Source organism: Streptomyces luteoverticillatus (assembly GCF_003970715.1).
Classification (GTDB): domain Bacteria; phylum Actinomycetota; class Actinomycetes; order Streptomycetales; family Streptomycetaceae; genus Streptomyces; species Streptomyces abikoensis.
In genome coordinates this window covers 1,763,576-1,789,751 of record NZ_CP034587.1, presented here as the reverse complement: position 1 = coordinate 1,789,751, position 26,176 = coordinate 1,763,576, and the positions used below count along the sequence as shown (strand labels likewise).

Below are 26,176 nucleotides of genomic sequence, written 5' to 3'. Positions count from 1 at the left end.
CCAGGGGCCCTGAACGGGGCGCCCGGACGGCAGGGTCGGACCGGTGGCCGGACGGTGGAGTTGTCAGTGCCCGCAAGTAGGGTGTGTGACATGGCCGACCCCAGCAGCTACCGACCCAAGCCGGGACAGATCCCCGACTCGCCGGGGGTGTACAAGTTCCGCGACGAGCACGGCCGGGTGATCTACGTCGGGAAGGCGAAGAGCCTCCGCCAGCGGCTCTCGTCGTACTTCCAGGACCTCGCAGGGCTGCATCCGCGCACCCGCACCATGGTCACCACGGCCGCGTCCGTGGAGTGGACCGTGGTCTCCACCGAGGTCGAGGCGCTCCAGCTGGAGTACTCCTGGATCAAGGAGTACGACCCCCGCTTCAATGTGAAGTACCGGGACGACAAGAGCTACCCCTCCCTCGCGGTCACGCTCAACGAGGAGTTCCCCCGGGTCCAGGTCATGCGCGGCCCCAAGAAGAAGGGCGTGCGCTACTTCGGCCCGTACGCCCACGCCTGGGCCATCCGGGAGACCGTGGACCTGATGCTGCGCGTCTTCCCCGTGCGCACGTGCTCCGCCGGGGTGTTCAAGCGCTCCCACCAGATCGGCCGCCCCTGCCTCCTCGGCTACATCGGCAAGTGCTCCGCCCCCTGCGTCGGCCGCGTCACCCCCGAGGAGCACCGCGAACTGGCCGAGGAATTCTGCGACTTCATGGCCGGGCGTACCGGCGCGTACATCCGCCGTTTGGAACAGCGGATGCATGATGCCGCCGAGGAGATGGAGTACGAGAAGGCGGCCCGGCTGCGGGACGACATAGAGGCGCTCCGCCGCGCCATGGAGAAGAACGCCGTCGTCCTGGCCGACGCCACCGACGCCGACCTGATCGCGGTCGCCGAGGACGAGCTCGAAGCGGCCGTGCAGATCTTCCACGTGCGCGGCGGCCGGGTGCGCGGCCAGCGCGGCTGGGTCACCGACAAGGTCGAGGCCGTCGACACGGCGGGCCTCGTCGAGCACGCCCTCCAGCAGCTCTACGGCGAGGAGAGCGGCGACGCCGTCCCCAAGGAGGTCCTCGTCCCCGCCCTGCCGGATCCGGTGGAGCCCGTCGCCCAGTGGCTCACCGGCCGCCGCGGCTCCCGCGTGGACCTGCGCATCCCCCAGCGCGGCGACAAGAAGGACCTGATGGCCACCGTCCAGCGCAACGCCCAGCAGGCGCTCGCGCTGCACAAGACCAAGCGCGCCTCCGACCTCACCACCCGCTCCCGGGCCCTGGAGGAGATCACCGAGGCCCTCGGCCTGGATTCGGCGCCGCTGCGCATCGAGTGCTTCGACATCTCCCACCTCCAGGGACAGGACGTCGTGGCGTCCATGGTCGTCTTCGAGGACGGCCTGGCCCGCAAGAGCGAGTACCGCCGCTTCCAGATCAAGAGCTTCGAGGGCCAGGACGACGTCCGATCGATGCACGAGGTCGTGGGCCGCCGCTTCCGCCGCTATCTGCGGGAGAGCCTGAAGACGGGGGAGTGGGCCGAGGAGGCCCCGGGCGACGGGCCCGGCGGCGAGGTCCCCGCCGGGAACGACGACCGGCCCAAGCGCTTCGCCTACCCGCCGCAGCTCGTCGTGGTCGACGGCGGGCAGCCGCAGGTGGCCGCCGCCCAGCGGGCCCTGGACGAGCTCGGGGTCACCGACGTAGCCGTGTGCGGCCTCGCCAAGCGGCTGGAGGAGGTCTGGCTGCCCGGCGAGGACGACCCGGTCGTCCTGCCCCGCACCAGCGAGGGCCTCTACCTCCTGCAGCGCGTCCGCGACGAGGCCCACCGCTTCGCGATCGCCTACCAGCGCGGCAAGCGCTCCCGAAGCATGAAGGCCGGACCGCTCGACGCGGTCCCCGGCCTGGGCGAGACCCGCAAACAGGCGCTGCTCAAGCACTTCGGCTCGGTCAAGCGGCTGCGCGCCGCGACGGTCGACGAGATCTGCGCGGCGCCCGGCATCGGCCGCAAGACGGCCGAGACCGTCGCCGCGGCGCTGGCCGCGACGGCACCACCCGCCCCGGCCGTCAACACGGCCACGGGCGAGATCATGGACGACGCGGAGGAATGATGGACCTGACCGCACAGGACGGACCCGGCGGACCGCGCCCGGACCGGCGTGGTCCGTCGTCCGGGCCGCACGCCCGGGAAGGCCTCAGTATGGAAGGGAAGACGACGCCGGTGGCGCCGTCGGCAGAACGGGGGAAGACAGAATGAACGTGACCGACCGGGACGGAGCACAGGTGAGTACGGGCACGACGGTGGACGCGACCGGCGAGACGGCGGGCATCCCCGAGCTGGTCATCATTTCCGGCATGTCGGGGGCGGGCCGCAGCACCGCCGCCAAGTGTCTGGAGGACCTCGGCTGGTTCGTCGTGGACAACCTGCCGCCCGCCCTGATCCCCACCATGGTGGACCTCGGCGCCCGCTCCCAGGGCAATGTGGCCCGCATCGCCGTCGTCGTGGACGTCCGCGGCCGGCGCTTCTTCGACAACCTCCGCGAGTCGCTCGCCGACCTGGAGGCCAAGAAGGTCAAGCGCCGGGTGATCTTCCTGGAGGCGTCCGACGACGCCCTGGTGCGCCGCTTCGAGTCCGTGCGCCGCCCCCACCCCCTCCAGGGCTCGGGCCGCATCGTCGACGGCATCGCCGCCGAGCGCGACCTGCTGCGCGAGCTGCGCGGCGACGCCGACCTCGTCATCGACACCTCCAGCCTCAACGTCCACGAGCTGCGCGCCAAGCTGGACGCCCAGTTCGCCGGCGAGGAGGAGCCGGAGCTGCGGGCCACCGTCATGTCCTTCGGCTACAAGTACGGCCTGCCCGTCGACGCCGACCTCGTCGTCGACTGCCGCTTCCTGCCCAACCCCCACTGGGTGCCCGAGCTGCGCCCCTTCACCGGCCTCAACGAGGAGGTGTCCGGCTACGTCTTCAACCAGCCCGGCGCCAAGGAGTTCCTCGACCGCTACACCGAGCTCCTCCAGCTCATCGCCGCCGGCTACCGCCGCGAGGGCAAGCGCTATGTGACGATCGCGGTCGGCTGCACCGGCGGCAAGCACCGCTCCGTCGCCATGTCCGAGAAGCTCGCCCACCGTCTCGTCTCGGAGGGCGTCGAGACCGTCGTCGTCCACCGGGACATGGGGCGCGAGTGACCGGCCGGACCTTCCGGATGCGTCGCGTCCGCAAGCTGGTGCCCGGCCGCGCGAGCGGCCGGGCCGAGCGCCGTGCCTACCGGGGCGCCCAGCCCAAGGTCGTCGCCCTCGGCGGCGGCCACGGCCTGTCGGCCTCCCTCGCCGCGCTGCGCCGGATCACCGGCGATCTGACCGCCGTCGTCACCGTCGCCGACGACGGCGGCTCCAGCGGCCGGCTCCGCGACGAGCTGGGCGTGCTGCCCCCCGGCGATCTCCGCAAGGCCCTCGCGGCGCTCTGCGGCGACGACGAATGGGGCCGCACGTGGGCCCGGGTGGTCAAGCACCGCTTCGAGAGCCGGGGCGAGCTCCACGGCCACGCCGTGGGCAATCTGCTGATCGTCGCCCTGTGGGAGCAGCTGGGCGACCACGTCCAGGCGCTGGACCTGGTCGGCAAGCTGCTGGGCGCCCAAGGCCGGGTGCTGCCGATGTCGGCGGTCCCCCTGGAGCTCCAGGCGCTGGTCAGGGGCCACGACCCGGCCGCCCCCGACGACATCACCACCGTGTGCGGCCAGGCCACCGTGGCGCTCACCCCGGGCGAGGTGCAGTCCGTGCACGTCGTCCCGGAGGACCCGCCGGCGGTGCCCGAGGCCGTGGCGGCCGTGCTGGACGCGGACTGGGTGGTGCTCGGCCCGGGCTCCTGGTTCTCCTCCGTCATCCCCCACCTGCTGGTGCCCGAGCTGCTGGACGCGCTCCAGGAGACCAAGGCCCGCCGGGTGCTCTCACTGAACCTCGCCCCGCAACCCGGGGAAACCGATGGCTTCTCCCCGCAGCGTCATTTGGAGGTTTTGGCCCGACACGCCCCTAAACTCGCCCTGGACGTGGTGCTGGCCGACGAGGCCGCCGTGCCCGACCGGGACAGCCTCGAGGACGCCGCCAAGCGGCTCGGGGCCACGGTCGAGCTGGCGCCGGTCGCCTCGCCCGACGGCTCCCCGACACACGACCCGGAGCTGTTGGCCGCCGCGTACGACCGTATTTTTCGGATGCATGGAAGGATCGGCCCATGGCGATGACGGCAGCGGTGAAGGACGAAATCTCCCGGCTCCCCGTCACCCGGACCTGCTGCCGGAAAGCCGAGGTCTCGGCGGTCCTGCGCTTCGCCGGCGGGCTGCACCTCGTCAGCGGGCGCATCGTGATCGAGGCGGAGCTGGACACCGGGATCGCGGCCAGGCGGCTCCGCAAGGACATCCTGGAGATCTTCGGGCACGCCTCCGACCTGGTGGTCATGGCCCCGGGCGGGCTCCGCAGAGGCAGCCGGTACGTGGTGCGGGTGGTGGCGGGCGGTGACCAGCTGGCGCGCCAGACCGGCCTGGTCGACGGCCGCGGCCGCCCGATCCGCGGGCTGCCCCCGCAGGTCGTCTCCGGGGCCACCTGTGACGCCGAGGCCGCCTGGCGCGGCGCCTTCCTGGCCCACGGCTCCCTCACCGAGCCCGGCCGGTCCTCCTCCCTGGAGGTGACCTGCCCCGGCCCGGAGGCGGCGCTGGCGCTGGTCGGCGCGGCCCGCCGGCTCCAGATCGCGGCCAAGGCCCGCGAGGTGCGCGGGGTGGACCGGGTCGTCGTCCGCGACGGCGACGCGATCGGCGCGCTGCTGACCCGGCTCGGCGCCCATGAGTCCGTGCTGGCCTGGGAGGAGCGGCGGATGCGCCGCGAGGTGCGGGCCACCGCCAACCGGCTGGCCAATTTCGACGACGCCAACCTGCGCCGCTCGGCGCGGGCGGCCGTCGCCGCGGGCGCCCGGGTGCAGCGGGCGCTGGAGATCCTCGGCGAGGAGGTCCCCGAGCACCTCGCGGCCGCCGGCCGGCTGCGGATGGAGCACAAGCAGGCCTCCCTGGAGGAGCTCGGCGCGCTCGCCGACCCGCCGCTGACCAAGGACGCCGTCGCCGGCCGGATCCGCCGGCTGCTGGCCATGGCCGACAAGCGCGCCCAGGACCTGGGCATCCCCGGCACCGAGTCGAACCTCTCCGACCTGTCGGACCTCTCGGAGGAGATGGCCGAGGGCATGGTCGGCTGACCGGCCCGCCGTCACCCCGACGCCGCCCCCGCTCACCCGCAAGGATGGCGGGGGCGGCGCGCTGTCCGGACGGGCGGAAAACGCGTTGTTGACATGATCATGTGGACTCACAAGCCTGGCGTCCGTGCATCGACGTGACAGACAACGGCAAGGGGGGCTCATGAGACGTAGAACGAGAACTGCCCTCGCGGCGGCCACGCTGTTATGCGGCGGCGGCCTCGCGGCGGCACCCTTCGCCCAGGCGGCACCACCCGCCACAGCGGCGTCACCCACCACGGCAGCACCGCCCACCGGCTCCGACACCCTGACCGCGTGGACCGCCCGGGTCACCGGCGCCCAGGTCCCGCTCCTCCTCCGGGCCGGCGTCGACGGCCATGAACTGGGCCGGCGCGTCGCCGACGGCGAGAAGGCGCCCGTCGAGGTCGTCCTCACCGCCGCACAGGCCGAGGAACTGCGCCGCCAGGGCGTCGACATCACCGAGAAGCGCGTGCGCGGCCGTCAAGGGCTGGGCGCCACGGGCGACGGGGTCTTCCGCCCGTACAGCGGGAAGAACGGCCTCCAGCAGGAGATCACCGACACCGCCCGCACCCACCCCGGCCTCACCAAGGTCGTCAGCATCGGCAAGACCGTACGGGGCCAGGACATCCTCGCCCTCAAGGTCGCCAAGGACGCCACCGCACGCCACGACGGCGACCGGCCCGCCGTGCTCTACATGTCCAACCAGCACGCCCGTGAGTGGATCACCCCGGAGATGACCCGGCGGCTGATGCACCACTACCTCGACCGCTACGGCAAGGACGACCGGATCACGAAGCTCGTGGACTCCACCGAACTGTGGTTCGTCCTCTCCGCCAACCCCGACGGCTACGACTACACCTTCCAGAGCCCGGCCACCCGTCTGTGGCGCAAGAACCTCCGGGACAACGACGGCGACGGAAAGATCACCTCGGCCGACGGCGTCGACCTCAACCGCAACTTCCCCTACAAGTGGGGCTACGACAACGAGGGTTCCTCCCCGCGCCCTTCCTCCGGGACGTACCGAGGGCCCGCCGCCGCCTCCGAACCGGAGACCAAGGCGCTGGACTCCTTCGAGAAGGAACACCGCTTCACCTACGCCGTCAACTACCACTCCGCCGCCGAACTCCTGCTCTACGGCGTCGGTTGGCAAGTGGCCACCCCCACCCCCGACGACGTCCTGTACAAGGCGCTCGCCGGCACCCCCGAGAAGTCCGCGATACCCGGCTACCGGCCCCAGGTCTCCTCGGAGCTCTACACCACCAACGGCGAGGCGGACGGCCACGCGGCCAACGTCAACGGCACCATGATGTTCACCCCGGAGATGTCGACCTGTGAGACCGTCTCGCGGATCGACCCCAACGACCGCTGGGACCCGGCCGACTGCCGCTCCTCCTTCAACTTCCCCGACGACGAGAAGCTGATCCAGCAGGAGTTCACCAAGAACATCCCCTTCGCCCTCTCCGTCGCCGAGTCCGCGCGCCACGCCGACCGGCCCTCCTCCTCGGTCGGCCTCGACGCCCCCGACCTCACCCCGCACGCCTTCACCACGTCCCACGCCCGTGACGGCGAGCAGACCGTCGCCGTCACCGCCCGCAAGAGCCTCAGCGGCATCCGCGCCCACTACAGCGTCGACGGCGAGCCCGAGACCGCCGTGCCCGTCAAGGCCTGGGACGGCGGCGACCGTTACGGCGGCGAGGACAACCTCCGCTTCGACCAGTACCGCGCCACGCTCCAGGGCGCCCACCCCGGCTCCACCGTCCGCGTCCGGTTCAGCGGACAGACGCGCGACGGGCACGGGACCGCCAGCGAGCCGTTCACCTTCACCGTGGCCGACACCCCGCGCGCCGACACCCTCGTCGTCGCCGACGAAGGCGCCGGCGGCGCCTCCAAGCACGCCCCGGACCACGTCAAGGCCCTCACCGACAACGGCCGCAAGGCCACCGTCTGGGACGTCGCCACCCAGGGCGCGCCGCCCGCGCTGGGCGTGCTCAGCCACTACGACACCGTCCTGTGGAACTCCGGGGACGCCCGCCCCGACGGCGCGACCCTCCTCGCCGTGCGCGACTTCGTCAACGAGGGCGGCAAACTGATCGCCGCGGGCACCCAGGCGGGCGGCGAGTCCCGGGTCGGCGACGCCGACACCGACGACTTCGCCCAGTACTACCTGGGCGCGGGCGCTCGCACCTCGTTCGCCCAGGCCACGCGCTTCACCGGCGCCGGTGAGCTCACGGGCACCACGGCCACCCTCGGTACCGGCGGGAACCCGTCGGCACTCGCCGGGGCCTACCGCCCGATCTCCGACGAGCTGCCGCCCGACACCTTCCCGCAGTTCCGTAGTGCCAGGGCCGGTGAGTACGGCTCGCCGGTGACGCAGAGTGACGGATCGGGGGCGCCGGACCGCGGTGCCGCGGCCGTCACCACCCGGGACACCGTCCTGCTGGGCTTCGGTCTTGAACGCGTGTCCGACCCCCGCGAGCGGGCCGGGCTGATCGGCGCCGCACTGCGCGCCATCGGCGGTTGACCTGCAGCTGAGCGCGATTGAGCACGCCTGAGCGCGCCCGACGGCCCCCGCCGCCAATGTCACGTACCTCCCCTGTTAGAGGTAGGGTCGGTGATGGTCGGGGACATCCCAATACAGCCGCCGGGCAGTCCCGGCACACCAACGAGGAGATCGGTTCGTGACGATCCGCGTAGGCATCAACGGCTTTGGCCGTATCGGTCGTAACTACTTCCGTGCGCTCCTGGAGCAGGGTGCGGACATCGAGATCGTCGGTGTCAACGACCTGACCGACAACGCCACCCTGGTGCACCTGCTGAAGTACGACTCGATCCTGGGTCGTCTGAAGCAGGAGGTCAGCCACACCGACGACACGATCACCGTCGGCAACATGACCTTCAAGACGATGGCCGAGCGCGACCCGGCCGCCCTTCCCTGGGGCGAGCTCGGCGCCGACATCGTCATCGAGTCCACCGGCATCTTCACCAAGCGCGAGGACGCGGCCAAGCACCTGGCCGCCGGCGCGAAGAAGGTCCTCATCTCGGCTCCGGCCAAGAACGAGGACATCACCATCGTGATGGGCGTCAACCAGGAGAAGTACGACGCGGCCAACCACCACGTCATCTCCAACGCCTCCTGCACCACCAACTGCGTGGCGCCGATGGCCAAGGTTCTCGACGAGACCTTCGGCATCGTCAAGGGCATGATGACGACGGTCCACGCGTACACCAACGACCAGCGCATCCTGGACTTCCCGCACTCCGACCTGCGTCGCGCCCGCGCCGCCGCGGAGAACATCATCCCGACCTCGACGGGTGCCGCCAAGGCCACCGCCCTGGTCCTCCCGCAGCTCAAGGGCAAGCTGGACGGCATCGCCATGCGCGTCCCGGTCCCGACCGGCTCGGTCACCGACCTGGTCCTGGAGCTCGACCGCGAGGTCACCAAGGACGAGATCAACGCCGCCTTCCAGAAGGCCGCCGAGGGCGAGCTGAAGGGCATCCTCGAGTACACCGAGGACGCGATCGTCTCCTCCGACATCGTCAACTGGCCGGCCTCCTGCACCTTCGACTCGCAGCTGACGATGGTCCAGGGCAAGCAGGTCAAGGTCGTCGGCTGGTACGACAACGAGTGGGGCTACTCCAACCGCCTGGTGGACCTGACGGTCTTCGTCGGCGGCCAGCTCTGACCTTCGCCTGACCGGCAGTCCGCACTACTGTCACCAGGCACCGAGTGTGGGGATGGGGCTCGCACGACGCGACGGCGCGTCGTACGGGCCCCGTCTTATGACTAACGAAGTCACGGAGTCACTGCATGAAGACGATCGATGAACTGATCGACGGCGGCATCGAGGGGAAGCGGGTCTTCGTCCGCGCCGACCTGAACGTGCCGCTCGAGGGCAGCACCATCACCGACGACGGCCGCATCCGCGCCGTCGCCCCGACCATCGCCAAGCTCGCCGCCGCGGGCGCCAAGGTGATCGTCGCCTCCCACCTGGGCCGTCCCAAGGGCGCCCCGGACCCCAAGTTCTCCCTCGCCCCGGCCGCGACGCGGCTCGGCGAGATCCTGGGCAAGAACGTCTCGTTCGCCACCGACACGGTCGGTGACAGCGCGAAGGCCACCGTCGCCGCACTGGCGAACGGCGAGGTCACGCTGCTGGAGAACCTCCGTTTCAACGCGGGCGAGACCAGCAAGGACGACGCCGAGCGCGGCGCCTTCGCCGACGAGCTCGCGTCGCTCGCCGACCTCTACGTCGGCGACGGCTTCGGTGCCGTGCACCGCAAGCACGCCTCGGTCTTCGACCTCCCCAAGCGGCTCCCGCACGCCGCCGGCGACCTGATCGCCACCGAGGTCGGCGTCCTGAAGAAGCTCACCGCCGAGGTCCAGCGCCCCTACGTGGTCGTGCTGGGCGGCGCCAAGGTCTCCGACAAGCTGGGTGTCATCGACAACCTGCTGAAGAAGGCCGACCGCATCCTCATCGGCGGCGGCATGTCGTACACCTTCCTGGCCGCCAAGGGCCACGAGGTCGGCATCTCGCTGCTCCAGGAGGACCAGAAGGGCAAGTGCCTGGAGTACCTGGCGGAGGCCGAGAAGCGGGGCGTCGAGTTCGTCCTGCCGGTCGACGTGCTGGTCTCGGCCGACTTCCCCGACCTGAAGACGAAGGCCCCGGCCAACCCCGAGGTCGTCGCCACGGACGCCATGCCCGCCGACAAGGAGGGCCTGGACATCGGCCCGAAGACGCGTGAGCTCTACGCGGCCAAGCTGGCCGACGCGGGCACCGTCTTCTGGAACGGTCCGATGGGCGTCTTCGAGCACCCCGACTACGCCAACGGCACCAAGGCCGTCGCCCAGGCCCTGCTGGACTCGGACGGGTTCACCGTCGTCGGTGGTGGCGACTCGGCCGCGGCCGTGCGCATCCTGGGCTTCGACGAGAACGCTTTCGGCCACATTTCGACCGGTGGCGGCGCCAGCCTCGAGTACCTCGAGGGCAAGACGCTCCCCGGCCTCGCCGCACTGGAGGACTGAACCACCGTGAGTGCACGCACCCCGCTGATGGCGGGCAACTGGAAGATGAACCTCAACCACCTCGAGGCCATCGCCCACGTCCAGAAGCTCGCCTTCACCCTCGCGGACAAGGACTACGACGCCGTAGACGTGGCCGTCCTGCCGCCCTTCACCGACCTCCGCTCGGTGCAGACCCTGGTCGACGGCGACAAGCTGAAGATCACGTACGGCGCTCAGGACATCTCGGCGTACGACTCCGGCGCGTACACCGGTGAGATCTCCGGTGGCATGCTCGCCAAGCTCAAGTGCTCCTTCGTCGCGGTGGGCCACTCCGAGCGCCGCCAGTACCACGGCGAGTCGGACGAGCTCTGCAACGCCAAGGTGAAGGCCGCCTTCAAGCACGGCATCACCCCGATCCTCTGCGTCGGCGAGGGCCTGGACGTCCGCAAGGCGGGCAACCAGGTCGCCTACACCCTGGCGCAGGTCGAGGGCGGCCTCGCGGACATCCCGGCCGAGCAGGCCGCGACGATCGTGATCGCCTACGAGCCCGTCTGGGCCATCGGAACCGGCGAGGTCGCCACGCCCGAGGACGCCCAGGAGGTCTGCGGGGCCATCCGCGGCCGTCTGGCCGAGCTGTACGACCAGGAGCTGGCCGACAAGGTCCGCATCCAGTACGGCGGCTCCGTGAAGTCCGGCAACATCGCGGCGATCATGGCGCAGCCCGATGTCGACGGCGCCCTGATCGGCGGGGCCTCGCTGGACGCGGACGAGTTCGTCAAGATCGTCCGCTTCGCCGACCAGTAGCGGCTATGACGGCGGCCCCCCGCCGTCGTACCCTGTCGGGGCCGGGACCGGCGTGAATACGCCGCTGCCCGGCCCCGTAGCGTTTTTCCATCCAGTCAGTCCGAGAGAGTTGGTCCAGCCGTGGTCATCGGGTTCTCGATCGCCCTCATCGTCTTCAGCTTGCTGCTGATGATGCTGGTGCTCATGCACAAGGGGAAGGGCGGCGGCCTGTCCGACATGTTCGGCGGTGGCATGCAGTCCTCCGTCGGCGGTTCCTCGGTCGCCGAGCGCAACCTCGACCGGATCACTATCGTGATCGGTCTGCTCTGGTTCGCGTGCATCGTCACGCTGGGCGTGCTGATGAAGGTCGGCAGCTGACGCTCCGTCGCGGACGCGGCCTATGATTGAGGGCGCGTCCTCGCGGCCGGGCTGTAACTCCTGCCACTGGACGCGCGTTGGGCCTTACGTAGACTGAGGCGCCCGCAGCGGAGCGGACTGTCGACCCCGCGGCGCAGCCGCTGTTCGGCACAGTGCAGCACCATCACGCAGGGAGTTACGACCGTGGCAAGTGGCAACGCGATCCGAGGAAGCCGGGTCGGGGCGGGGCCCATGGGAGAGGCGGAGCGGGGCGAATCGGCACCCCGACTGCGGATCTCCTTCTGGTGCTCCAACGGGCACGAGACGCAGCCGAGCTTCGCCAGCGACGCCCAGGTGCCCGACACCTGGGACTGCCCCCGCTGTGGCTTCCCGGCCGGCCAGGACCGGGACAACCCACCGGACCCGCCGCGCACGGAGCCGTACAAGACCCACCTCGCCTATGTGCGCGAGCGGCGTAGCGACGCCGATGGCGAGGCCATCCTCGCCGAGGCGCTCGCCAAGCTCCGTGGGGAGATCTAGCGCGACGAAGCGGCCCGGCCGGACACCTCCAGAAGGTGTCCGGCCGGGCCGCTCGTCGTTTGCGCCGGGAATCGACGGCTGATCAATTAGGTTGGAGACAGCGGGGAAATTACGAGGAGAAGTGGACCGATGCCCGAGATGAACGCAGAGAGCCGCACCAGGCTGGACCGCACTCCCGAGTGGAACGCGCTCGCCAAGCACCGTGACGAGCTGGGGGAGGTGCACCTGCGGGAGCTGTTCGCCGACGACCCGGGCCGGGCCGACAAGTACACCGTCTCCGTCGGCGACCTCCATCTCGACTACTCGAAGCACCTGGTCACCGACGAGACCCTGCGGCTGCTGCGCGAACTGGCGGCGTCGGCCGACGTCGCCGGCCTGCGGGACGCGATGTTCCGCGGCGAGCGGATCAACACCACCGAGGACCGCGCGGTGCTCCACACCGCCCTGCGCGCACCGGAGTCGGCCGTCATCGAGGTCGACGGCGAGAACGTCGTGCCCGCCGTGCACGCGGTCCTGCGGAAGATGCAGATCTTCACCGACCGGGTCCGTTCGGGTGAGTGGAAGGGCCACACCGGAAAGCGCATCAAGAACGTCGTCAACATCGGCATCGGCGGATCCGACCTCGGACCGGCGATGGCGTACGAGGCGCTGCGCGCCTTCACCGCCCGCGACATGACGTTCCGTTTCGTCTCCAACGTGGACGGCGCCGACCTCCACGAGGCGGTCCGCGACCTCGACGCCGCCGAGACGCTCTTCATCGTGGCCTCCAAGACCTTCACCACGATCGAGACCATCACCAACGCCACCTCCGCGCGGAACTGGCTCCTCACCGAGCTGCGCGCCGGTGAGGACGCGGTCGCCAAGCACTTCGTCGCGCTGTCCACGAACGCGGAGAAGGTCGCCGACTTCGGCATCGACACGGCCAACATGTTCGAGTTCTGGGACTGGGTCGGCGGTCGTTACTCGTACGACTCCGCCATCGGCCTCTCCCTGATGCTCGCCATCGGCGGCGACCGCTTCCGCGAGATGCTCGCCGGTTTCCACCTGGTCGACGAGCACTTCCGGTGCGCGCCACCGGAGGAGAACGTGCCGCTGCTGCTGGGCCTGCTGGGCGTCTGGTACGGCAACTTCCACGGCGCGCAGTCGCACGCGGTGCTGCCCTACAGTCACTACCTGTCGAAGTTCGCGGCCTACCTCCAGCAGCTGGACATGGAGTCCAACGGCAAGTCGGTGGACCGTGACGGGCAGCCCGTCAGCTGGGAGACGGGCCCGGTCGTCTGGGGCACCCCGGGCACCAACGGCCAGCACGCGTATTACCAGTTGATCCACCAGGGCACGAAGCTCATCCCGGCGGACCTGATCGGCTTCGCCCGGCCGGTGGAGGACCTCCAGCCCGGTCTGGTCGCCCAGCACGACCTGCTGATGGCCAACCTCTTCGCCCAGGGCCAGGCCCTCGCCTTCGGCAAGACCCCCGAGGAGGTCGCGGCGGAGGGCGTCCCGGCGGAGCTCGTCCCCCACAAGACGTTCAAGGGCAACCACCCGACGACGACGATCCTCGCGAGCGAGCTGACGCCGTCGGTGCTCGGTCAGCTCATCGCGCTGTACGAGCACAAGGTCTTCGTCCAGGGCGCGATCTGGAACATCGACTCCTTCGACCAGTGGGGCGTCGAGCTCGGCAAGGTCCTCGCGAAGCGGGTGGAGCCGGCGCTGACGGAGGGGGCGGACGTGCCCGGACTCGACGCGTCGACGGCGGGGCTCGTCGCCCGGTACCGGGAGCTTCGCGGGCGCTGACGCGCCCTCGGCCGACCGCTGCCGCGACCACATACGGCGATGGCCCGCCCCCCTTCCGGGGAGCGGGCCATCGCCGTATCCAGTGGGTGCCCGTCAGGGCGACGCCGGGGGGTACAGGTCGCGGGGGAGGCGGGCCGCCGCGGCCTGGTCCAGGAGCCAGAGCGTACGGCGCGAACCGTACGCGCCGGCGGCCGGCGCCTGCACCTCGCCCGCACCGCTCAGGGCCATGGCCACCGCCCCGGCCTTGTCCTCGCCCGCCGCCAGCAGCCAGACCTCCCGGGCCGCCCGGATCGCCGGGAGGGTCAGGGAGACCCGCGTCGGCGGGGGCTTCGGCGCGCCGTGGACGCCGATGACCGCCCGCTCCGTCTCCCGGACGCCCGGAAGCTCCGGGAAGAGGGAGGCGACGTGGGTGTCGGGGCCGACGCCCAGCAGCAGGACGTCGAAGGCCGGCACGGGGCCATGGTCCTCCGGGCGGGCCGCGGCGGCGAGCTCGGCCGCGTAGGCCTCCGCCGCCGCGTCCGCGTCGTCGTACGTGCCGTCCGCCGCGGGCATGAAGTGCACCCGCTTCGGGTCCAGCGGCACCGCGTCCAGCAGGGCCTCACGGGCCTGCGTGGCGTTGCGCTCGGGGTCGCCCTCCGGGAGGAAGCGCTCGTCGCCCCACCACAGGTCCAGCCGGGACCAGTCGACCGCGTCCCGGGCGGGCGCCTCGGCGAGGGCCGCGAGCAGCCCGTTGCCGTTGCGCCCACCGGTGAGGACGACGGACGCGGAGCCGCGGGCGGCCTGGGCGTCCACGATCTTCGTGATCAGCCGGGCCGCCGCGGCCTGGGCCATCAGCTCCTTGTCCCGGTGCACGACGATCTGGGGCGTGCTCACTTCTTCGCCGCCTTCTTGCCCTGCCCCTGGGCCTGACCCTGGTTCTGGGCCTGGCCCTGGGAGGGCGCGGAGGGCTTGGGCGCGGCGGAGTCCTGCCCGTCCGGCTTCGGCGCCGCCGGCGCCTGGTTCAGCCGGTCCACGCCGTACTTGACCGAGGACGCGTAGATGTCGTCCGGGTCCAGCCGGCGCAGCTCCTCCGCGAGGAGCTCGGCCGTGTCGCGGCGCTTGAGCGCCACGGCCCGGTCGGGCTGGCCGCGCATGGAGAGCGTGGCCAGGGAGCCGTCGGGACGGTCCAGGGTGACGACGCCCGTCTTGGTCTCCAGACGGACGGCCGTGAGGCCGGGGCCGTTCGAGACCGAGCGCGTCACCGGCGCCCCGAGGCGGTCGGCCAGCCACATGGCCAGCAGCTCGCCGCTGGGGTTGTAGGGCTCGCCCTCGACGTCGGCCGAGGTGATCTCGATGCCGGGCTGCTGGTCCAGGGCGGCCGCGAGCATGGAGCGCCACGGCGTGATCCGGGTCCAGGCCAGGTCGGTGTCGCCGGGCGCGTAGTGCGCGGCGCGGGCCGACAGCTCGGCGACGGGGTCCTCGGCGGTGTAGGCGTCGGTGACCCGGCGCTGGCCGAGCGCGCCGAGGGGGTCCTTGGCCGGGTTGGCCGGGGAGCCGACCGGCCACCAGACCACCACGGGGGCGTCCGGCAGCAGCAGCGGCAGCACGACCGACTGGGCGTGGTCTATGACCTCGCCGTACAGCCGCAGCACCACCGTCTCGCCGGCGCCGGCGTCCACGCCCACCCGTACCTCGGCGTCGAGGCGGGCCTGGGCGCGCTCGCGCGGCGAGCGGCTGACGCGCTTGATGACGACGAGCTTGCGCGAGGGGTGCTCGCGGGAGGCGTTGTTGGCCGCCTTGAGCGCGTCGTAGGCGTGCTCCTCGTCGGTGACGATGACCAGGGTCAGCACCATGCCGATGGCGGGGGTGCCGATGGCCCGGCGGCCCTGGACCAGCGCGTTGTTGATCTTGCTGGCCGTGGTGTCCGTAAGGTCGATCTTCATGGCCGACGCCAGCTCCGTCCGTCTCGTGCGAGCATCTCGTCCGCCTCGACCGGCCCCCAGGTGCCGGCCGGGTACTGCGCGGGCTTGCCGTTCTTGTCCCAGTACTCCTCGATCGGGTCGAGGATCTCCCAGGAGAGCTCGACCTCCTTCAGGCGCGGGAAGAGGTTCGACTCGCCGAGCAGGACGTCGAGGATGAGCCGCTCGTACGCCTCGGGGCTGGACTCGGTGAAGGACTCGCCGTAGGCGAAGTCCATCGAGACGTCCCGGACCTCCATCGAGGTGCCCGGCACCTTCGAGCCGAAGCGCACGGTCACGCCCTCGTCCGGCTGCACCCGGATGACCAGGGCGTTCTGCCCCAGCTCCTCGGTGGCGGTCTGGTCGAAGGGGGAGTAGGGGGCGCGCTGGAAGACGACCGCGATCTCGGTGACGCGGCGGCCCAGCCGCTTGCCGGTGCGCAGGTAGAAGGGGACGCCCGCCCAGCGGCGGTTGTCGATCTCCAGCTTGATCGCGGCGTAGGTGTCGGTCTTCGACTTGGGGTCGGTGCCGTCCTCCTCGAGGTAGCCGACGACCTCCTCGCCACCCTGCCAGCCGTGGGTGTACTGGCCGCGCACCGTCTCCTTGCCGAGGTCCTTGGGCAGCGAGACCGCGCCCAGCACCTTGGTCTTCTCCGCGGCCACCGCGTCGGCGTCGAAGGAGGCGGGCTCCTCCATCGCGGTCAGCGCCAGCAGCTGGAGGAGGTGGTTCTGGATGACGTCACGGGCGGCGCCGATGCCGTCGTAGTAGCCGGCGCGGCCGCCGATGCCGATGTCCTCGGCCATGGTGATCTGCACGTGGTCGACGAAGGACCGGTTCCAGATCGGCTCGAAGAGGGTGTTGGCGAACCGCAGCGCCAGGATGTTCTGGACCGTCTCCTTGCCGAGGTAGTGGTCGATGCGGAAGACCGCCTCGGCCGGGAACACCTCGTGGACGATCCGGTTGAGCTCCTGGGCGCTCTTCAGGTCGTGACCGAAGGGCTTCTCGATGACGGCGCGCCGCCAGGAGCCGGCCTTCTGGTCGGCCAGGCCGTGCTTCTTCAGCTGCTGGACGACCTTGGGGAAGAACTTCGGCGGGACGGACAGGTAGAAGGCGAAGTTGCCGCCCGTGCCCTGCGCCTTGTCGAGCTCCTCGATGGTGGAGCGCAGTGTGTCGAAGGCGTCGTCGTCGTCGAAGTCGCCCGAGACGAACCGGCAGCCCTGGACCAGCTGCTGCCAGACCTCCTCGCGGAAGGGGGTGCGCGCGTGCTCCTTGACGGCGTCGTGCACCACCTGGGCGAAGTCCTCGTCCGCCCACTGCCGGCGGGCGAAACCGATCAGGGAGAAGCCCGGCGGCAGGAGGCCGCGGTTGGCCAGGTCGTAGACCGCGGGCATCAGCTTTTTACGGGACAAATCGCCCGTGACGCCAAAGATGACCAGGCCCGACGGCCCCGCGATACGCGGGAGCCGTCGGTCCAGAGCGTCACGCAGCGGATTGCTGCTGCTCAATTCATGCCTCCGGAGCGAGGCGCTTGAGCTCCGCCTCAGTGGACTTCAGCAGGTCGTTCCACGAGGCCTCGAACTTCTCGACGCCCTCGTCCTCCAGCAGCTGGACGACCTCGTCGTACGAGACGCCCAGCTTCGCGAGCGCGTCGAGCTCGGCCTTGGCCTGCTCGTACGTGCCGCGCACCGTGTCACCGGTGATCCGACCGTGGTCGGCGGTGGCCTCCAGGGTGGCCTCCGGCATGGTGTTCACCGTGTTCGGCGCCACCAGGTCGTCCACGTACAGCGTGTCCTTGTAGGCCGGGTCCTTGACGCCGGTCGAGGCCCACAGGGCGCGCTGCTTGTTGGCGCCGGCCTTCTCCAGGGCCAGCCAGCGGTCCGAGGAGAAGACCTCCTCGTACGCCTGGTAGGCCAGGCGGGCGTTGGCCAGGGCGGCCTTGCCGCGCAGTTCCTTGGCCTCGGCGGTGCCCATCGCGTCCAGTCGCTTGTCGATCTCGGTGTCCACGCGGGACACGAAGAAGGACGCGACCGAGTGGATCAGGGAGAGGTCCTGGCCCGCGGCCTTGGCCTTCTCCAGACCGGTCAGGTAGGCGTCCATGACCGCGCGGTAGCGCTCGAGGGAGAAGATCAGCGTGACGTTGACGCTGATGCCCTTGCCGATCACCTCGGCGATGGCCGGCAGGCCCGCCTTGGTGGCCGGGATCTTGATCAGGGTGTTGGGGCGGTCCACCAGCCAGGCCAGCTGCTTGGCCTCGGCGACCGTGGCGGTCGTGTTGTGCGCCAGGCGCGGGTCGACCTCGATGGAGACCCGGCCGTCCTGACCGCCGGTGGCGTCGAAGACCGGGCGCAGGATGTCGGCGGCGTCACGGACGTCCGCCGTCGTGATCATGCGGATGGCCTCTTCGACGGTGACCTTGCGGGCGGCGAGGTCGGCGAGCTGCTGCTCGTAGCCCTCACCGCTGGAGATCGCCTTCTGGAAGATCGACGGGTTGGTCGTGACACCCACCACGTGGCTCTGGTCGATGAGCTCGGCCAGGTTGCCGGACGTGATGCGCTTGCGGGACAGGTCGTCCAGCCAGATCGCGACGCCTTCGTCGGAGAGGCGCTTGAGTGCGTCTGTCATGGGTTCTGCATCTCCTACAGGTTGTATACGGGCGCCGTCAGCGACGGGCGGCGTCGGCGATCGACTCGCGGGCGGCCTCGACCACGGCGTCCGAGGTCAGGCCGAACTCGCGGTAGAGCACCTTGTAGTCGGCGGAGGCGCCGAAGTGCTCCAGCGAGACGATCCGGCCGGCCTCGCCGACGTAGCGGTACCAGGTCAGGCCGATGCCGGCCTCGACGGCCACCCGGGCCTTGACGTCCGGCAGCAGCACGCCGTCGCGGTACGCCTGGTCCTGCTCCTCGAACCACTCGACGGACGGCATCGAGACCACGCGGGTCGGGACGCCGTCGGCCTGGAGCGCCTCGCGGGCCTCGACGGCCAGCTGGACCTCGGAACCGGTGGCGATCAGGATCACCTGCGGACGGCCGCCCTCGGCGTCGAACAGGACGTAGCCGCCCTTGGCCGTGCCCTCGTTGGCCTCGTACGTCGGGACGTTCTGGCGGGTGAGGGCCAGACCGTGCGGCGCGGGCTTGGTGGTGTGCCGCTTGACGATCTCGCGCCAGGCGATGGCCGTCTCGTTGGCGTCGGCCGGGCGGACCATGTTCAGGCCCGGGATGGCGCGCAGCGCGGCCATGTGCTCGACCGGCTGGTGGGTCGGGCCGTCCTCGCCGAGACCGATGGAGTCGTGCGTCCACACGTAGGTGACCGGCAGCTTCATCAGCGCGGCCAGGCGCACGGCCGGGCGCATGTAGTCGGAGAACACCAGGAAGGTGCCGCCGTACACGCGGGTGTTGCCGTGCAGCGCGATGCCGTTCATGGTCGAGCCCATGGCGTGCTCGCGGATGCCGAAGTGGATCGTGCGGCCGTACGGGTTCGCCTCCGGGAGGGGGTTGCCCTCGGGGAGGAAGGACGACGTCGCGTCGATCGTGGTGTTGTTCGAGCCGGCGAGGTCGGCGGAGCCGCCCCACAGCTCGGGGATCACGCCGCCCAGCGCCTTGAGGACCTCGCCGGACGCCTTGCGGGTCGCGACGTCCTTGCCGGCCGGGAAGACCGGCAGGGCCTTCTCCCAGCCGTCGGGCAGCTCGCCCGCGACGATGCGGTCGAAGTCGGCGGCGCGCTCCGGGTTGGCCTCGCGCCAGACCTGGACCTGCTTGTCCCAGGCGGCCCGGGCCGCGCGGCCGCGGTCGACGACCTGGCGGGCGTGCGCCAGGACCTCGTCCTCGACCTGGAAGTGCTGCTCGGGGTCGAAGCCCATGACCTTCTTGGTCGCGGCGACCTCGGCCTCGCCGAGCGCCGAGCCGTGGGACGCCTCGGTGTTCTGGGCGTTCGGGGCCGGCCAGGCGATGATCGTGCGGGCCGCGATGATCGACGGGCGCTCGGTCTCGGCCTTGGCGGCCTGGAAGGCCGCGTACAGCGCCTTGATGTCGAAGTCGCCGTTGGCGCCCTGCTCGATGCGCTGGACGTGCCAGCCGTAGGCCTCGTAGCGCTTGAGGACGTCCTCGGAGAAGGCGGTCTCGGTGTCGCCCTCGATCGAGATGTGGTTGTCGTCGTACAGGGCGACGAGGTTGCCCAGCTTCTGGTGACCGGCCAGCGAGGACGCCTCGGCGGAGATGCCCTCCTCCAGGTCGCCGTCGGAGACGATCGCCCAGACGGTGTGGTCGAAGGGGGACTCGCCCTTCGGGGCCTCCGGGTCGAACAGGCCGCGCTCGTAGCGGGCGGCCATGGCCATGCCCACCGCGTTGGCGATGCCCTGGCCCAGCGGGCCGGTGGTGGTCTCCACACCGACGGTGTGGCCGTGCTCCGGGTGGCCCGGGGTCTTGCTGTCCCAGGTGCGGAAGGCCTTGAGGTCCCCGAGCTCCAGCCCGTAACCCGACAGGAAGAGCTGGGTGTACAGGGTCAGGCTGGTGTGGCCCGGGGAGAGGACGAACCGGTCCCGGCCGACCCAGCCGGCGTCACTCGGGTCGTGCCGCATCAGCTTCTGGAAGAGCAGGTAGGCGGCGGGAGCCAGGCTCATGGCCGTGCCCGGATGGCCGTTGCCGACCTTCTGCACGGAGTCCATGGCCAGGACGCGGGCGGTATCGACTGCCCTCTGGTCCAGTTCGGTCCATTCGAGGTCTGTGGTGGTCGGCTTGGTGCTCACCCTCGGATCAGGGCTCCTCTCCACATATGCGGTCTGCCGGGGGCGGTATGTTCCGCCACGACGCGGCGCTGACGAGCCTACCCCCGCCTGGACGGGCGTTTTTTCGACTCACAGTCGTGCTGCGCGGCTCTCATTTGATCGTCGAGTTCCGGTCGAGTGATCCTCGATCATCTGATCGCCGACCCGGGCAACCTCACCCGGACGGGATTCATTCCCGCCCCGCTGCGGGGGCCTCCACTCCAGCCTGCCGGGCCCGGCGCCCGCCCGCCTCCCGGAGGGGACCGTTCTGCCGGGTTCGGCCCCGTTCGGCCTGGTGGGCCCGGCGCCTCAACACGACCCCACCCCGGCGGAGGCCCCGCTGTCCCCTGCGTCTAGAGTGGCGTAGTACGCGCAAGCCTTTACCCGGGATTCACGCCCGGACGAGCTTGCTGGCCTTATCTCTCTCAGGGGTGTGCGTGACGGCCGTCGAATCCCGTCCTGCGGGGGTGCTCACAGAGAGCCCTGGTCACCGGCCGTTCGGGGCCCGGGTCAAGGGTTTCGTGGCACTGACGAAGCCGCGCGTCATCGAGCTGCTGCTGATGACGACGGTGCCGGTGATGTTCCTCGCGGCCGAGGGCGTCCCGGACCTGTGGCTGGTGCTGGCCACCTGCGTCGGCGGCTACCTGTCCGCCGGTGGCGCGGGTGCGTTCAACATGTACTACGACCGCGACATCGACGCGTTGATGGACCGTACGTCCCAGCGTCCGCTGGTCACGGGCATGGTGTCGCCCCTCGAGTGCCTGGTCTTCGCCAGTGCGCTGACCGTCGGCTCGACGATCTGGTTCTGGTTCCTGGTCAACCCTCTGTCGGCGATGCTCTCGCTCGGTGCCAACGCGTTCTACGTCGTCGTCTACACGATGATCCTCAAGCGGCGTACGGCACAGAACATCGTCTGGGGCGGCATCGCGGGCTGCCTGCCGGTCATCATCGGCTGGTCCGCGGTGAAGAACGAGGTCTCCTGGGCCTCCCTGATCCTCTTCCTCGTCATCTTCTTCTGGACGCCGCCGCACTACTGGCCGCTGTCGATGAAGGTGAAGGACGACTACGAGCGCGTCGGCGTGCCGATGCTGCCGGTCATCGCGGGCAACAAGGCCGTGGCCAAGCAGATCGTCCTCTACAGCTGGGTGATGGTCGGCGTGTCGCTGCTGCTCCAGCCGCTGGGGTACACCGGCTGGTTCTACACGGCCGTCGCCGTGCTGTGCGGCGCCTTCTGGCTGAAGGAGGCCCACGCCCTTCAGGCACGCGCCAAGGCCGGCATCACGGGCGCGAAGCTCAAGGAGATGCGGCTCTTCCACTGGTCGATCACGTATGTGTCGCTGCTGTTCACGGCGGTCGCGATCGACCCGTTCCTCCGGTAGGACCGCGGACCGTCCGATGGGCGGCGCGTGGTGGCCAAAGCCACCCGCGCCGCCCATCGCCGTTTGTGCTACCCGTCGGTAGCATCCTGGCCATGGCAGACGACACCAAGCAGGCAGCGGCCGACGCCCCGCGGGCCGACAACAAGCGGGCGGCCAAGCTGGCCAAGCAGATCACGGCCTTCGCCAAGAGCCACGGCGGTGGCGCCGAAGGCCAGCTCGCGCACATCGCGCGCGGCAGCACCCGGATCGCCCTCGTCGGCGCCAACGGCGAGTGGGGCAACCTCGTCGCCCGCGACATGGAGACCGCGCGGGAGGCGGCCAGGCTCGCCGGGATCACCCTCCACGACGACTTCGACGGGGAGCTGGCCGCCAAGGTCCGCACGGGCCCCTACGAGTGGTCCCGCATGGCCGGCATCCAGATCGGCGGGCCGAGGAACCCCGGCGATAACTGACGGCCCCCTCGTCCGTTAGACCCACCGGGAGCGGCGCCCCGGCGCCGCGCGGTGGGGACCGGCGAGGAGGGGGCGCGATGGACGGCAGGATGGACGGCGGTATACCGCCGCTCGTCGACCAGTACAGCCACGGCGCCGTCCACGCGGACCTGGGGCTCGGGGAGTTCGAGACCCACCTGGCCGAGGCCGCCGGGTCCACCGGGCCCGCACCACCCGGCACCACCTTCTTCGACAGCCGCGCCGGCCTGGCCGTGCGCCGCTGGTGCCCGCCCCTGCTGGGGCTGGAGCCGCACTGCGCGCCCGTGAGCTATCTGGCCCGCCGCCGCGAACTGGGCGCCTACCGCGCCGGCCGTCTCCTGCTGCGCGGCGCGGGCATCGGGACGTTCCTGCTGGAGGCGGGCGCCACCGGCACCCTCACCTCGCCGGACGAACTGGCCCACGCCGCCGAGGGCCGCGCCCACGAGGTCGTCCGGCTCGAACCGCTGGCCGCCCGGATCGCCGACACGACCGGAGGTCTGGACGCTGGTTTGGACGCCTTCCTCGCGTATACGGCCGAAGCGCTCTACGCGGCCTCCGGCAGTGCCACTGCCTTCGCCACCGGCATCACCTTCTGCGACGACAGCCCCCCGGACGCCGCCGAGGTGCGCGAGGCCGCCGGACGCTGGCTGCGCACCCGCCGCACGGGCGACCGGCCGGACGACCCCGTGCTCATCCGCCATCTGCTGTGGAGCGCGGTCGCCACGGGCCTGCCCGTCCAACTGCACTGCGCACGGCCCCAGCGGCTGGCCGGCTTCCTGCGGGCCACCGCGAGCCGGGGCGTGGACCTGGTGCTCCTCGCGGACCCCTGGCACCGGCGGCAGGCGGCCCAGCTGGCCGCCGCCTTCCCGCACGTCTACGCGGACGTCGGGGCCCGGCCGGAGGAGACGCTGCGCGAGGCGCCGTTCGGCAAGCTGCTGTTCTCGACCGGGGCGCGGGCCCTGGCGGAGCTCTATGTGGTGGCCGCCCGGCTGTTCACGCGCGCCATGGACAAGCTGATGCGCGACTGGGTGGCCGACGGCTGGTGCCGGGCGGCGGAGGCGGCACGGATCGCCTCCCTCGTCGCGGCCGGCACCGCGCGCAGGGTCTACCGGCTGGACGCGGCAGCCGTCTGAAGCGCCTCGTGCTCACCGGCGGGAGCGGGCAGCACCGGCGCCTCGCCGCGCTCGCGCAGCGACAGGAAGACCCGCAGCACGGCGATCCACATCAGGCACGAGCCGAGCATGTGGGCGCCGACGACGACCTCGGGCGAGTCGTTGAAGTACTGCACATAGCCGATCGCGCCCTGCAGCATGATCACGACGAACAGCTCGACGACCTTGCGGCGCGGCCCCTCGGGGGACTTCACGGCCCGCAGCGCGAACCACAGCGCCACGGTGAGGCCGACGACGATGTAGACGAAGTCGACGTGCAGCTGGGTGACCTCGTGCCAGTCCAGCGGGATGCGGTGGACGTCCTTGGAGGCGTCGCCCGCGTGCCTGCCCGAGCCGGTGACCACCGTGCCCGCCACGATCAGCAGCGCGCTCGCGACGACCAGCACCCAGCCGAGCTGCCGCACCGGACGGGCCACCACGTCGCGCGGCTCGTCGTCGCCCTCACGGGTCCGCAGCCACATGATCGTGGCCACCGTCAGCAGCGAGGTGGCCGCCAGGAAGTGCGCGGCGACGATGTACGGGTTGAGGCCCGTCAGCACGGTGATGCCACCGATGATGCCGTTGCTCGCGACGATCCAGAACTGCGCCCAGCCCAGCCGCGTCAGGCTGCGGCGGCGCGGGGCACGCGCGCGTGCCGCCACGATCGCCACACCGACCACCGCGCACAGCACGTACGTCAGCATGCGGTTGGTGAACTCGATGACGCCGTTGATGCCCATCGCGGGCGTGGGCGTCAGGCTGTCCTCGGTACAGGTCGGCCACGTCGGGCAGCCCAGCCCGGACTGGGTGAGCCGCACCGCGCCGCCCGTGACGACGATGATCACGGACATGACCACGCAGGCGAGCGCGGCCCGCTCGACGAAGCGGGCGGAGGGCTGCCAGCGGTCGGCGACGAGCTGGAGGGGGTTCAGCGTTTTCGGCACGAAGTCATCGTAAGGGGGTGCTTGTGCACGGATTCACGAGGGTCCCGCGTGCCCCGGCCGCGTCCTACTCCCAGCGGAAGAACCGCGCCGCCGCGCCCAGGCCCAGGACGGCCCACACGCCGAGGATGCCGAGGTCGGCCCAGGGCATGCCCGCGCCGTCGCGCAGCACGTCGCGCAGGCCGCCGGAGAGTGCCGAGATGGGCAGCGCCTCCAGTGCCGAGCGGACGGCGCCCGGGAACTTCTCCAGCGGGACGATCACCCCGCCGCCGACCAGCAGCAGCAGGAAGACCAGGTTGGCCGCCGCGAGCGTCGCCTCGGCCTTGAGCGTCCCGGCCATCAGCAGGCCGAGCCCCGAGAACGCGGCCGTCCCCAGGACAAGCAGCAGGACGACGGCGAACGGGTTGCCGTGCGGCGACCAGCCGAGCGAGAACGCGACGGCCGTCAGCAGCACGATCTGCAGGACCTCGGTGACCAGCACGGCGGCCGTCTTCGCGGCCATCAGCCCCCAGCGCGGCAGGGGAGACGCGCCGAGCCGCTTGAGCACGCCGTAGCGGCGCTCGAAGCCCGTCGCGATGGCCTGCCCGGTGAAGGCCGTGGACATCACGGCGAGTGCCAGGACGCCCGGTGTCAGGAAGTCGACGGCCTTGCCGTCACCCGTGTCAATGATGTCGACGGCGCTGAAGAGCACCAGCAGGAGCGTGGGGATGACCACGGTCAGCAGCAGCTGCTCGCCGTTGCGCAGCAGCATCCGGGTCTCCAGCGCGGCCTGCGCGCGGATCATCCGCGACAGCGGCGCGGCCCCGGGCCGCGGGGCGAAGGTGCCGGTGGCGGTCATGCGCGCAGCTCCCTACCAGTCAGTTCCAAGAAGACGTCCTCGAGCGTGTGCCGCTCGACCGTTATGCGGTCCGGCATGACCCCGTGCTGGGCGCACCAGGTCGTCACCGTCGCGAGGAGCTGCGGGTCGACCGTGCCGTTGACGCGGTACGAGCCGGGGGCCGGCTCGGCGGCGGCGGAGTCGGCGGGCAGCGCCTTGAGGAGCGAGGCGAGGTCCAGGCCGGGCCGGCCGCTGAAGCGCAGGGTGTTCTCGGCGCCGCCCTTGCAGAGCCGCTCCGGGCTGCCCTGGGCGATGACCTTGCCGCCGTCGATGATGGCGACGTCGTCGGCGAGCTGTTCCGCCTCGTCCATGTAGTGGGTGGTCAGGACGACCGTGACGCCGTCGGCGCGCAGCTCGCGCACCAGGTCCCAGGTGGCGCGGCGGGCCTGCGGGTCCAGGCCGGCCGTCGGCTCGTCGAGGAAGACCAGCTCGGGGCGGCCGACGACGGCCATGGCGAGCGAGAGGCGCTGCTGCTGGCCGCCGGAGAGCCTGCGGTACGCCGTACGGCCGCACTCGCCCAGCCCGAGGCGCTCGATCAGCATGCCCACGTCCAGGGGATGGGCGTGGAGGGACGCGGTGTGGCGCAGCATCTCCTCGGCGCGGGCGCCCGCGTAGACGCCGCCGCTCTGGAGCATCACGCCGACGCGGGGGCGCAGGCCGGCGGCGTCGGCGAGGGGGTCCAGGCCGAGGACGCGGACGGTGCCGGCGTCGGGCCGCCGGTAGCCCTCGCAGGTCTCGATGGTGGTGGTCTTGCCGGCGCCGTTGGGGCCGAGGACGGCGGTCACGCCGCCGCGTGCGACGGTCAGGTCGAGGCCGTTCACCGCGGTCTTCGTCCCGTACCGCTTGACCAGGCCGTGGACCTCGACCGCGGGCTCTTCATGCATGCGGGGAAGTGTACGGAGGGCCGGGCGGAACGGACCCCGGCGGGGGGCGCGGTTAGGTGACCCTAAGTGACCAAAGCCACCGTTCCGTGACC

21 protein-coding genes and 1 pseudogene are annotated in these 26,176 nt (G+C 71.2%); 14 read left to right on the top strand and 8 right to left on the bottom strand.

Going from position 1 to position 26,176, the window contains the following annotated elements:
- Positions 1-90 precede the first annotated feature (90 nt).
- The 11 genes and pseudogenes from uvrC to pgi all read left to right on the top strand — a co-directional run bounded on the left by uvrC (position 91) and on the right by pgi (position 13,686).
- Positions 91-2,076 (top strand): excinuclease ABC subunit UvrC, encoded by a 1,986-nt coding sequence (uvrC, locus tag EKH77_RS07510; RefSeq protein ID WP_126913630.1) that lies wholly within the window; start codon positions 91-93, stop codon positions 2,074-2,076.
- A gap of 142 nt (positions 2,077-2,218) precedes the next feature.
- Positions 2,219-3,151 (top strand): RNase adapter RapZ, encoded by a 933-nt coding sequence (gene rapZ / locus EKH77_RS07505; protein ID WP_189455010.1) that lies wholly within the window; start codon positions 2,219-2,221, stop codon positions 3,149-3,151.
- On the top strand, positions 3,148-4,200 hold the full coding sequence (locus tag EKH77_RS07500) for a gluconeogenesis factor YvcK family protein (protein WP_126913629.1): 1,053 nt from the start codon (positions 3,148-3,150) through the stop codon (positions 4,198-4,200). The genes rapZ and EKH77_RS07500 overlap by 4 nt, the downstream gene beginning before the upstream one ends.
- Complete coding sequence (gene whiA, locus EKH77_RS07495) at positions 4,191-5,198, top strand: DNA-binding protein WhiA (RefSeq protein ID WP_126913628.1); 1,008 nt, start codon at positions 4,191-4,193, stop codon at positions 5,196-5,198. The genes EKH77_RS07500 and whiA overlap by 10 nt, the downstream gene beginning before the upstream one ends.
- A 160-nt stretch (positions 5,199-5,358) precedes the next feature.
- Positions 5,359-7,644, top strand: a pseudogene (locus EKH77_RS07490) (M14 family metallopeptidase); the annotation flags it as partial.
- 250 nt (positions 7,645-7,894) lie between these two features.
- Positions 7,895-8,899, top strand: coding sequence for a type I glyceraldehyde-3-phosphate dehydrogenase (gap, locus tag EKH77_RS07485; protein ID WP_126913626.1), 1,005 nt, complete (start codon positions 7,895-7,897; stop codon positions 8,897-8,899).
- 125 nt (positions 8,900-9,024) lie between these two features.
- Complete coding sequence (locus EKH77_RS07480) at positions 9,025-10,236, top strand: phosphoglycerate kinase (protein ID WP_126913625.1); 1,212 nt, start codon at positions 9,025-9,027, stop codon at positions 10,234-10,236.
- 6 nt (positions 10,237-10,242) lie between these two features.
- Entirely contained in the window at positions 10,243-11,019 is a 777-nt protein-coding gene (tpiA, locus tag EKH77_RS07475) for a triose-phosphate isomerase (RefSeq protein ID WP_126913624.1), read from the top strand.
- 120 nt (positions 11,020-11,139) lie between these two features.
- A complete protein-coding gene (secG, locus tag EKH77_RS07470; RefSeq protein WP_126913623.1) occupies positions 11,140-11,376 on the top strand; it encodes a preprotein translocase subunit SecG in 237 nt (78 codons plus the stop codon).
- Between the two features lie 183 nt (positions 11,377-11,559).
- Positions 11,560-11,895 carry an RNA polymerase-binding protein RbpA gene (locus EKH77_RS07465; protein ID WP_003957010.1) on the top strand — a complete coding sequence of 112 codons (336 nt, stop codon included), beginning with the start codon at positions 11,560-11,562 and terminating at the stop codon, positions 11,893-11,895.
- Positions 11,896-12,033: 138 nt separating this feature from the next.
- Positions 12,034-13,686 carry a glucose-6-phosphate isomerase gene (gene pgi / locus EKH77_RS07460; protein WP_126917939.1) on the top strand — a complete coding sequence of 551 codons (1,653 nt, stop codon included), beginning with the start codon at positions 12,034-12,036 and terminating at the stop codon, positions 13,684-13,686.
- A gap of 93 nt (positions 13,687-13,779) precedes the next feature.
- Here pgi and pgl read toward each other — a convergent pair whose 3' ends face one another.
- From pgl to tkt, 5 genes are read right to left on the bottom strand one after another with little or no spacing between them, the layout of a single operon-like run.
- Positions 13,780-14,559, bottom strand: a complete 780-nt coding sequence (pgl, locus tag EKH77_RS07455; RefSeq protein WP_126913622.1) for a 6-phosphogluconolactonase — start codon at positions 14,557-14,559, stop codon at positions 13,780-13,782.
- Positions 14,556-15,608, bottom strand: a complete 1,053-nt coding sequence (gene opcA / locus EKH77_RS07450; RefSeq protein WP_126913621.1) for a glucose-6-phosphate dehydrogenase assembly protein OpcA — start codon at positions 15,606-15,608, stop codon at positions 14,556-14,558. The genes pgl and opcA overlap by 4 nt, the downstream gene beginning before the upstream one ends.
- Positions 15,605-17,128, bottom strand: a complete 1,524-nt coding sequence (gene zwf / locus EKH77_RS07445) for a glucose-6-phosphate dehydrogenase (protein ID WP_126913620.1) — start codon at positions 17,126-17,128, stop codon at positions 15,605-15,607. The genes opcA and zwf overlap by 4 nt, the downstream gene beginning before the upstream one ends.
- 1 nt (position 17,129) lies before the next feature.
- Entirely contained in the window at positions 17,130-18,245 is a 1,116-nt protein-coding gene (gene tal, locus EKH77_RS07440; protein WP_126913619.1) for a transaldolase, read from the bottom strand.
- A gap of 37 nt (positions 18,246-18,282) precedes the next feature.
- Positions 18,283-20,364 carry a transketolase gene (tkt, locus tag EKH77_RS07435; RefSeq protein WP_126913618.1) on the bottom strand — a complete coding sequence of 694 codons (2,082 nt, stop codon included), beginning with the start codon at positions 20,362-20,364 and terminating at the stop codon, positions 18,283-18,285.
- A 455-nt stretch (positions 20,365-20,819) separates the two neighbouring features.
- Here tkt and EKH77_RS07425 point away from each other — a divergent pair, with 455 nt between their 5' ends.
- The 3 genes from EKH77_RS07425 to EKH77_RS07415 all read left to right on the top strand — a co-directional run bounded on the left by EKH77_RS07425 (position 20,820) and on the right by EKH77_RS07415 (position 23,364).
- Entirely contained in the window at positions 20,820-21,761 is a 942-nt protein-coding gene (locus EKH77_RS07425; protein ID WP_206279825.1) for a heme o synthase, read from the top strand.
- Between the two features lie 92 nt (positions 21,762-21,853).
- Positions 21,854-22,213 carry a hypothetical protein gene (locus EKH77_RS07420; RefSeq protein WP_126913617.1) on the top strand — a complete coding sequence of 120 codons (360 nt, stop codon included), beginning with the start codon at positions 21,854-21,856 and terminating at the stop codon, positions 22,211-22,213.
- Positions 22,214-22,290: 77 nt separating this feature from the next.
- Positions 22,291-23,364, top strand: coding sequence for an amidohydrolase (locus tag EKH77_RS07415; RefSeq protein WP_240667259.1), 1,074 nt, complete (start codon positions 22,291-22,293; stop codon positions 23,362-23,364).
- On the opposite strand, the gene EKH77_RS07410 is transcribed toward EKH77_RS07415, so the two are convergent.
- The 3 genes from EKH77_RS07410 to EKH77_RS07400 all read right to left on the bottom strand — a co-directional run bounded on the left by EKH77_RS07410 (position 23,337) and on the right by EKH77_RS07400 (position 26,084).
- The gene (locus EKH77_RS07410; RefSeq protein ID WP_126913616.1) at positions 23,337-24,326 is read right to left on the bottom strand and encodes a COX15/CtaA family protein; all 990 of its coding nucleotides are present in this window, start codon (positions 24,324-24,326) and stop codon (positions 23,337-23,339) included. The two genes, EKH77_RS07415 and EKH77_RS07410, sit on opposite strands and share 28 nt — an antisense overlap.
- A 64-nt stretch (positions 24,327-24,390) precedes the next feature.
- The gene (locus EKH77_RS07405; RefSeq protein ID WP_126913615.1) at positions 24,391-25,161 is read right to left on the bottom strand and encodes an ABC transporter permease; all 771 of its coding nucleotides are present in this window, start codon (positions 25,159-25,161) and stop codon (positions 24,391-24,393) included.
- Positions 25,158-26,084 (bottom strand): ABC transporter ATP-binding protein, encoded by a 927-nt coding sequence (locus EKH77_RS07400; RefSeq protein WP_126913614.1) that lies wholly within the window; start codon positions 26,082-26,084, stop codon positions 25,158-25,160. The genes EKH77_RS07405 and EKH77_RS07400 overlap by 4 nt, the downstream gene beginning before the upstream one ends.
- Positions 26,085-26,176: the final 92 nt, after the last annotated feature.

Coding starts and splice junctions, on each gene's coding strand:
- pgi (WP_126917939.1), top strand. CDS start 12,034: ATGAACGCAGAGAGCCGCACCAGGCTGGACCGCACTCCCGAGTGGAAC.
- EKH77_RS07420 (WP_126913617.1), top strand. CDS start 21,854: ATGGCAGACGACACCAAGCAGGCAGCGGCCGACGCCCCGCGGGCCGAC.
- EKH77_RS07415 (WP_240667259.1), top strand. CDS start 22,291: ATGGACGGCAGGATGGACGGCGGTATACCGCCGCTCGTCGACCAGTAC.
- tal (WP_126913619.1), bottom strand. CDS start 18,245: ATGACAGACGCACTCAAGCGCCTCTCCGACGAAGGCGTCGCGATCTGG.
- EKH77_RS07405 (WP_126913615.1), bottom strand. CDS start 25,161: ATGACCGCCACCGGCACCTTCGCCCCGCGGCCCGGGGCCGCGCCGCTG.
- EKH77_RS07400 (WP_126913614.1), bottom strand. CDS start 26,084: ATGCATGAAGAGCCCGCGGTCGAGGTCCACGGCCTGGTCAAGCGGTAC.
- uvrC (WP_126913630.1), top strand. CDS start 91: ATGGCCGACCCCAGCAGCTACCGACCCAAGCCGGGACAGATCCCCGAC.
- opcA (WP_126913621.1), bottom strand. CDS start 15,608: ATGAAGATCGACCTTACGGACACCACGGCCAGCAAGATCAACAACGCG.
- EKH77_RS07480 (WP_126913625.1), top strand. CDS start 9,025: ATGAAGACGATCGATGAACTGATCGACGGCGGCATCGAGGGGAAGCGG.
- whiA (WP_126913628.1), top strand. CDS start 4,191: ATGGCGATGACGGCAGCGGTGAAGGACGAAATCTCCCGGCTCCCCGTC.
- rapZ (WP_189455010.1), top strand. CDS start 2,219: ATGAACGTGACCGACCGGGACGGAGCACAGGTGAGTACGGGCACGACG.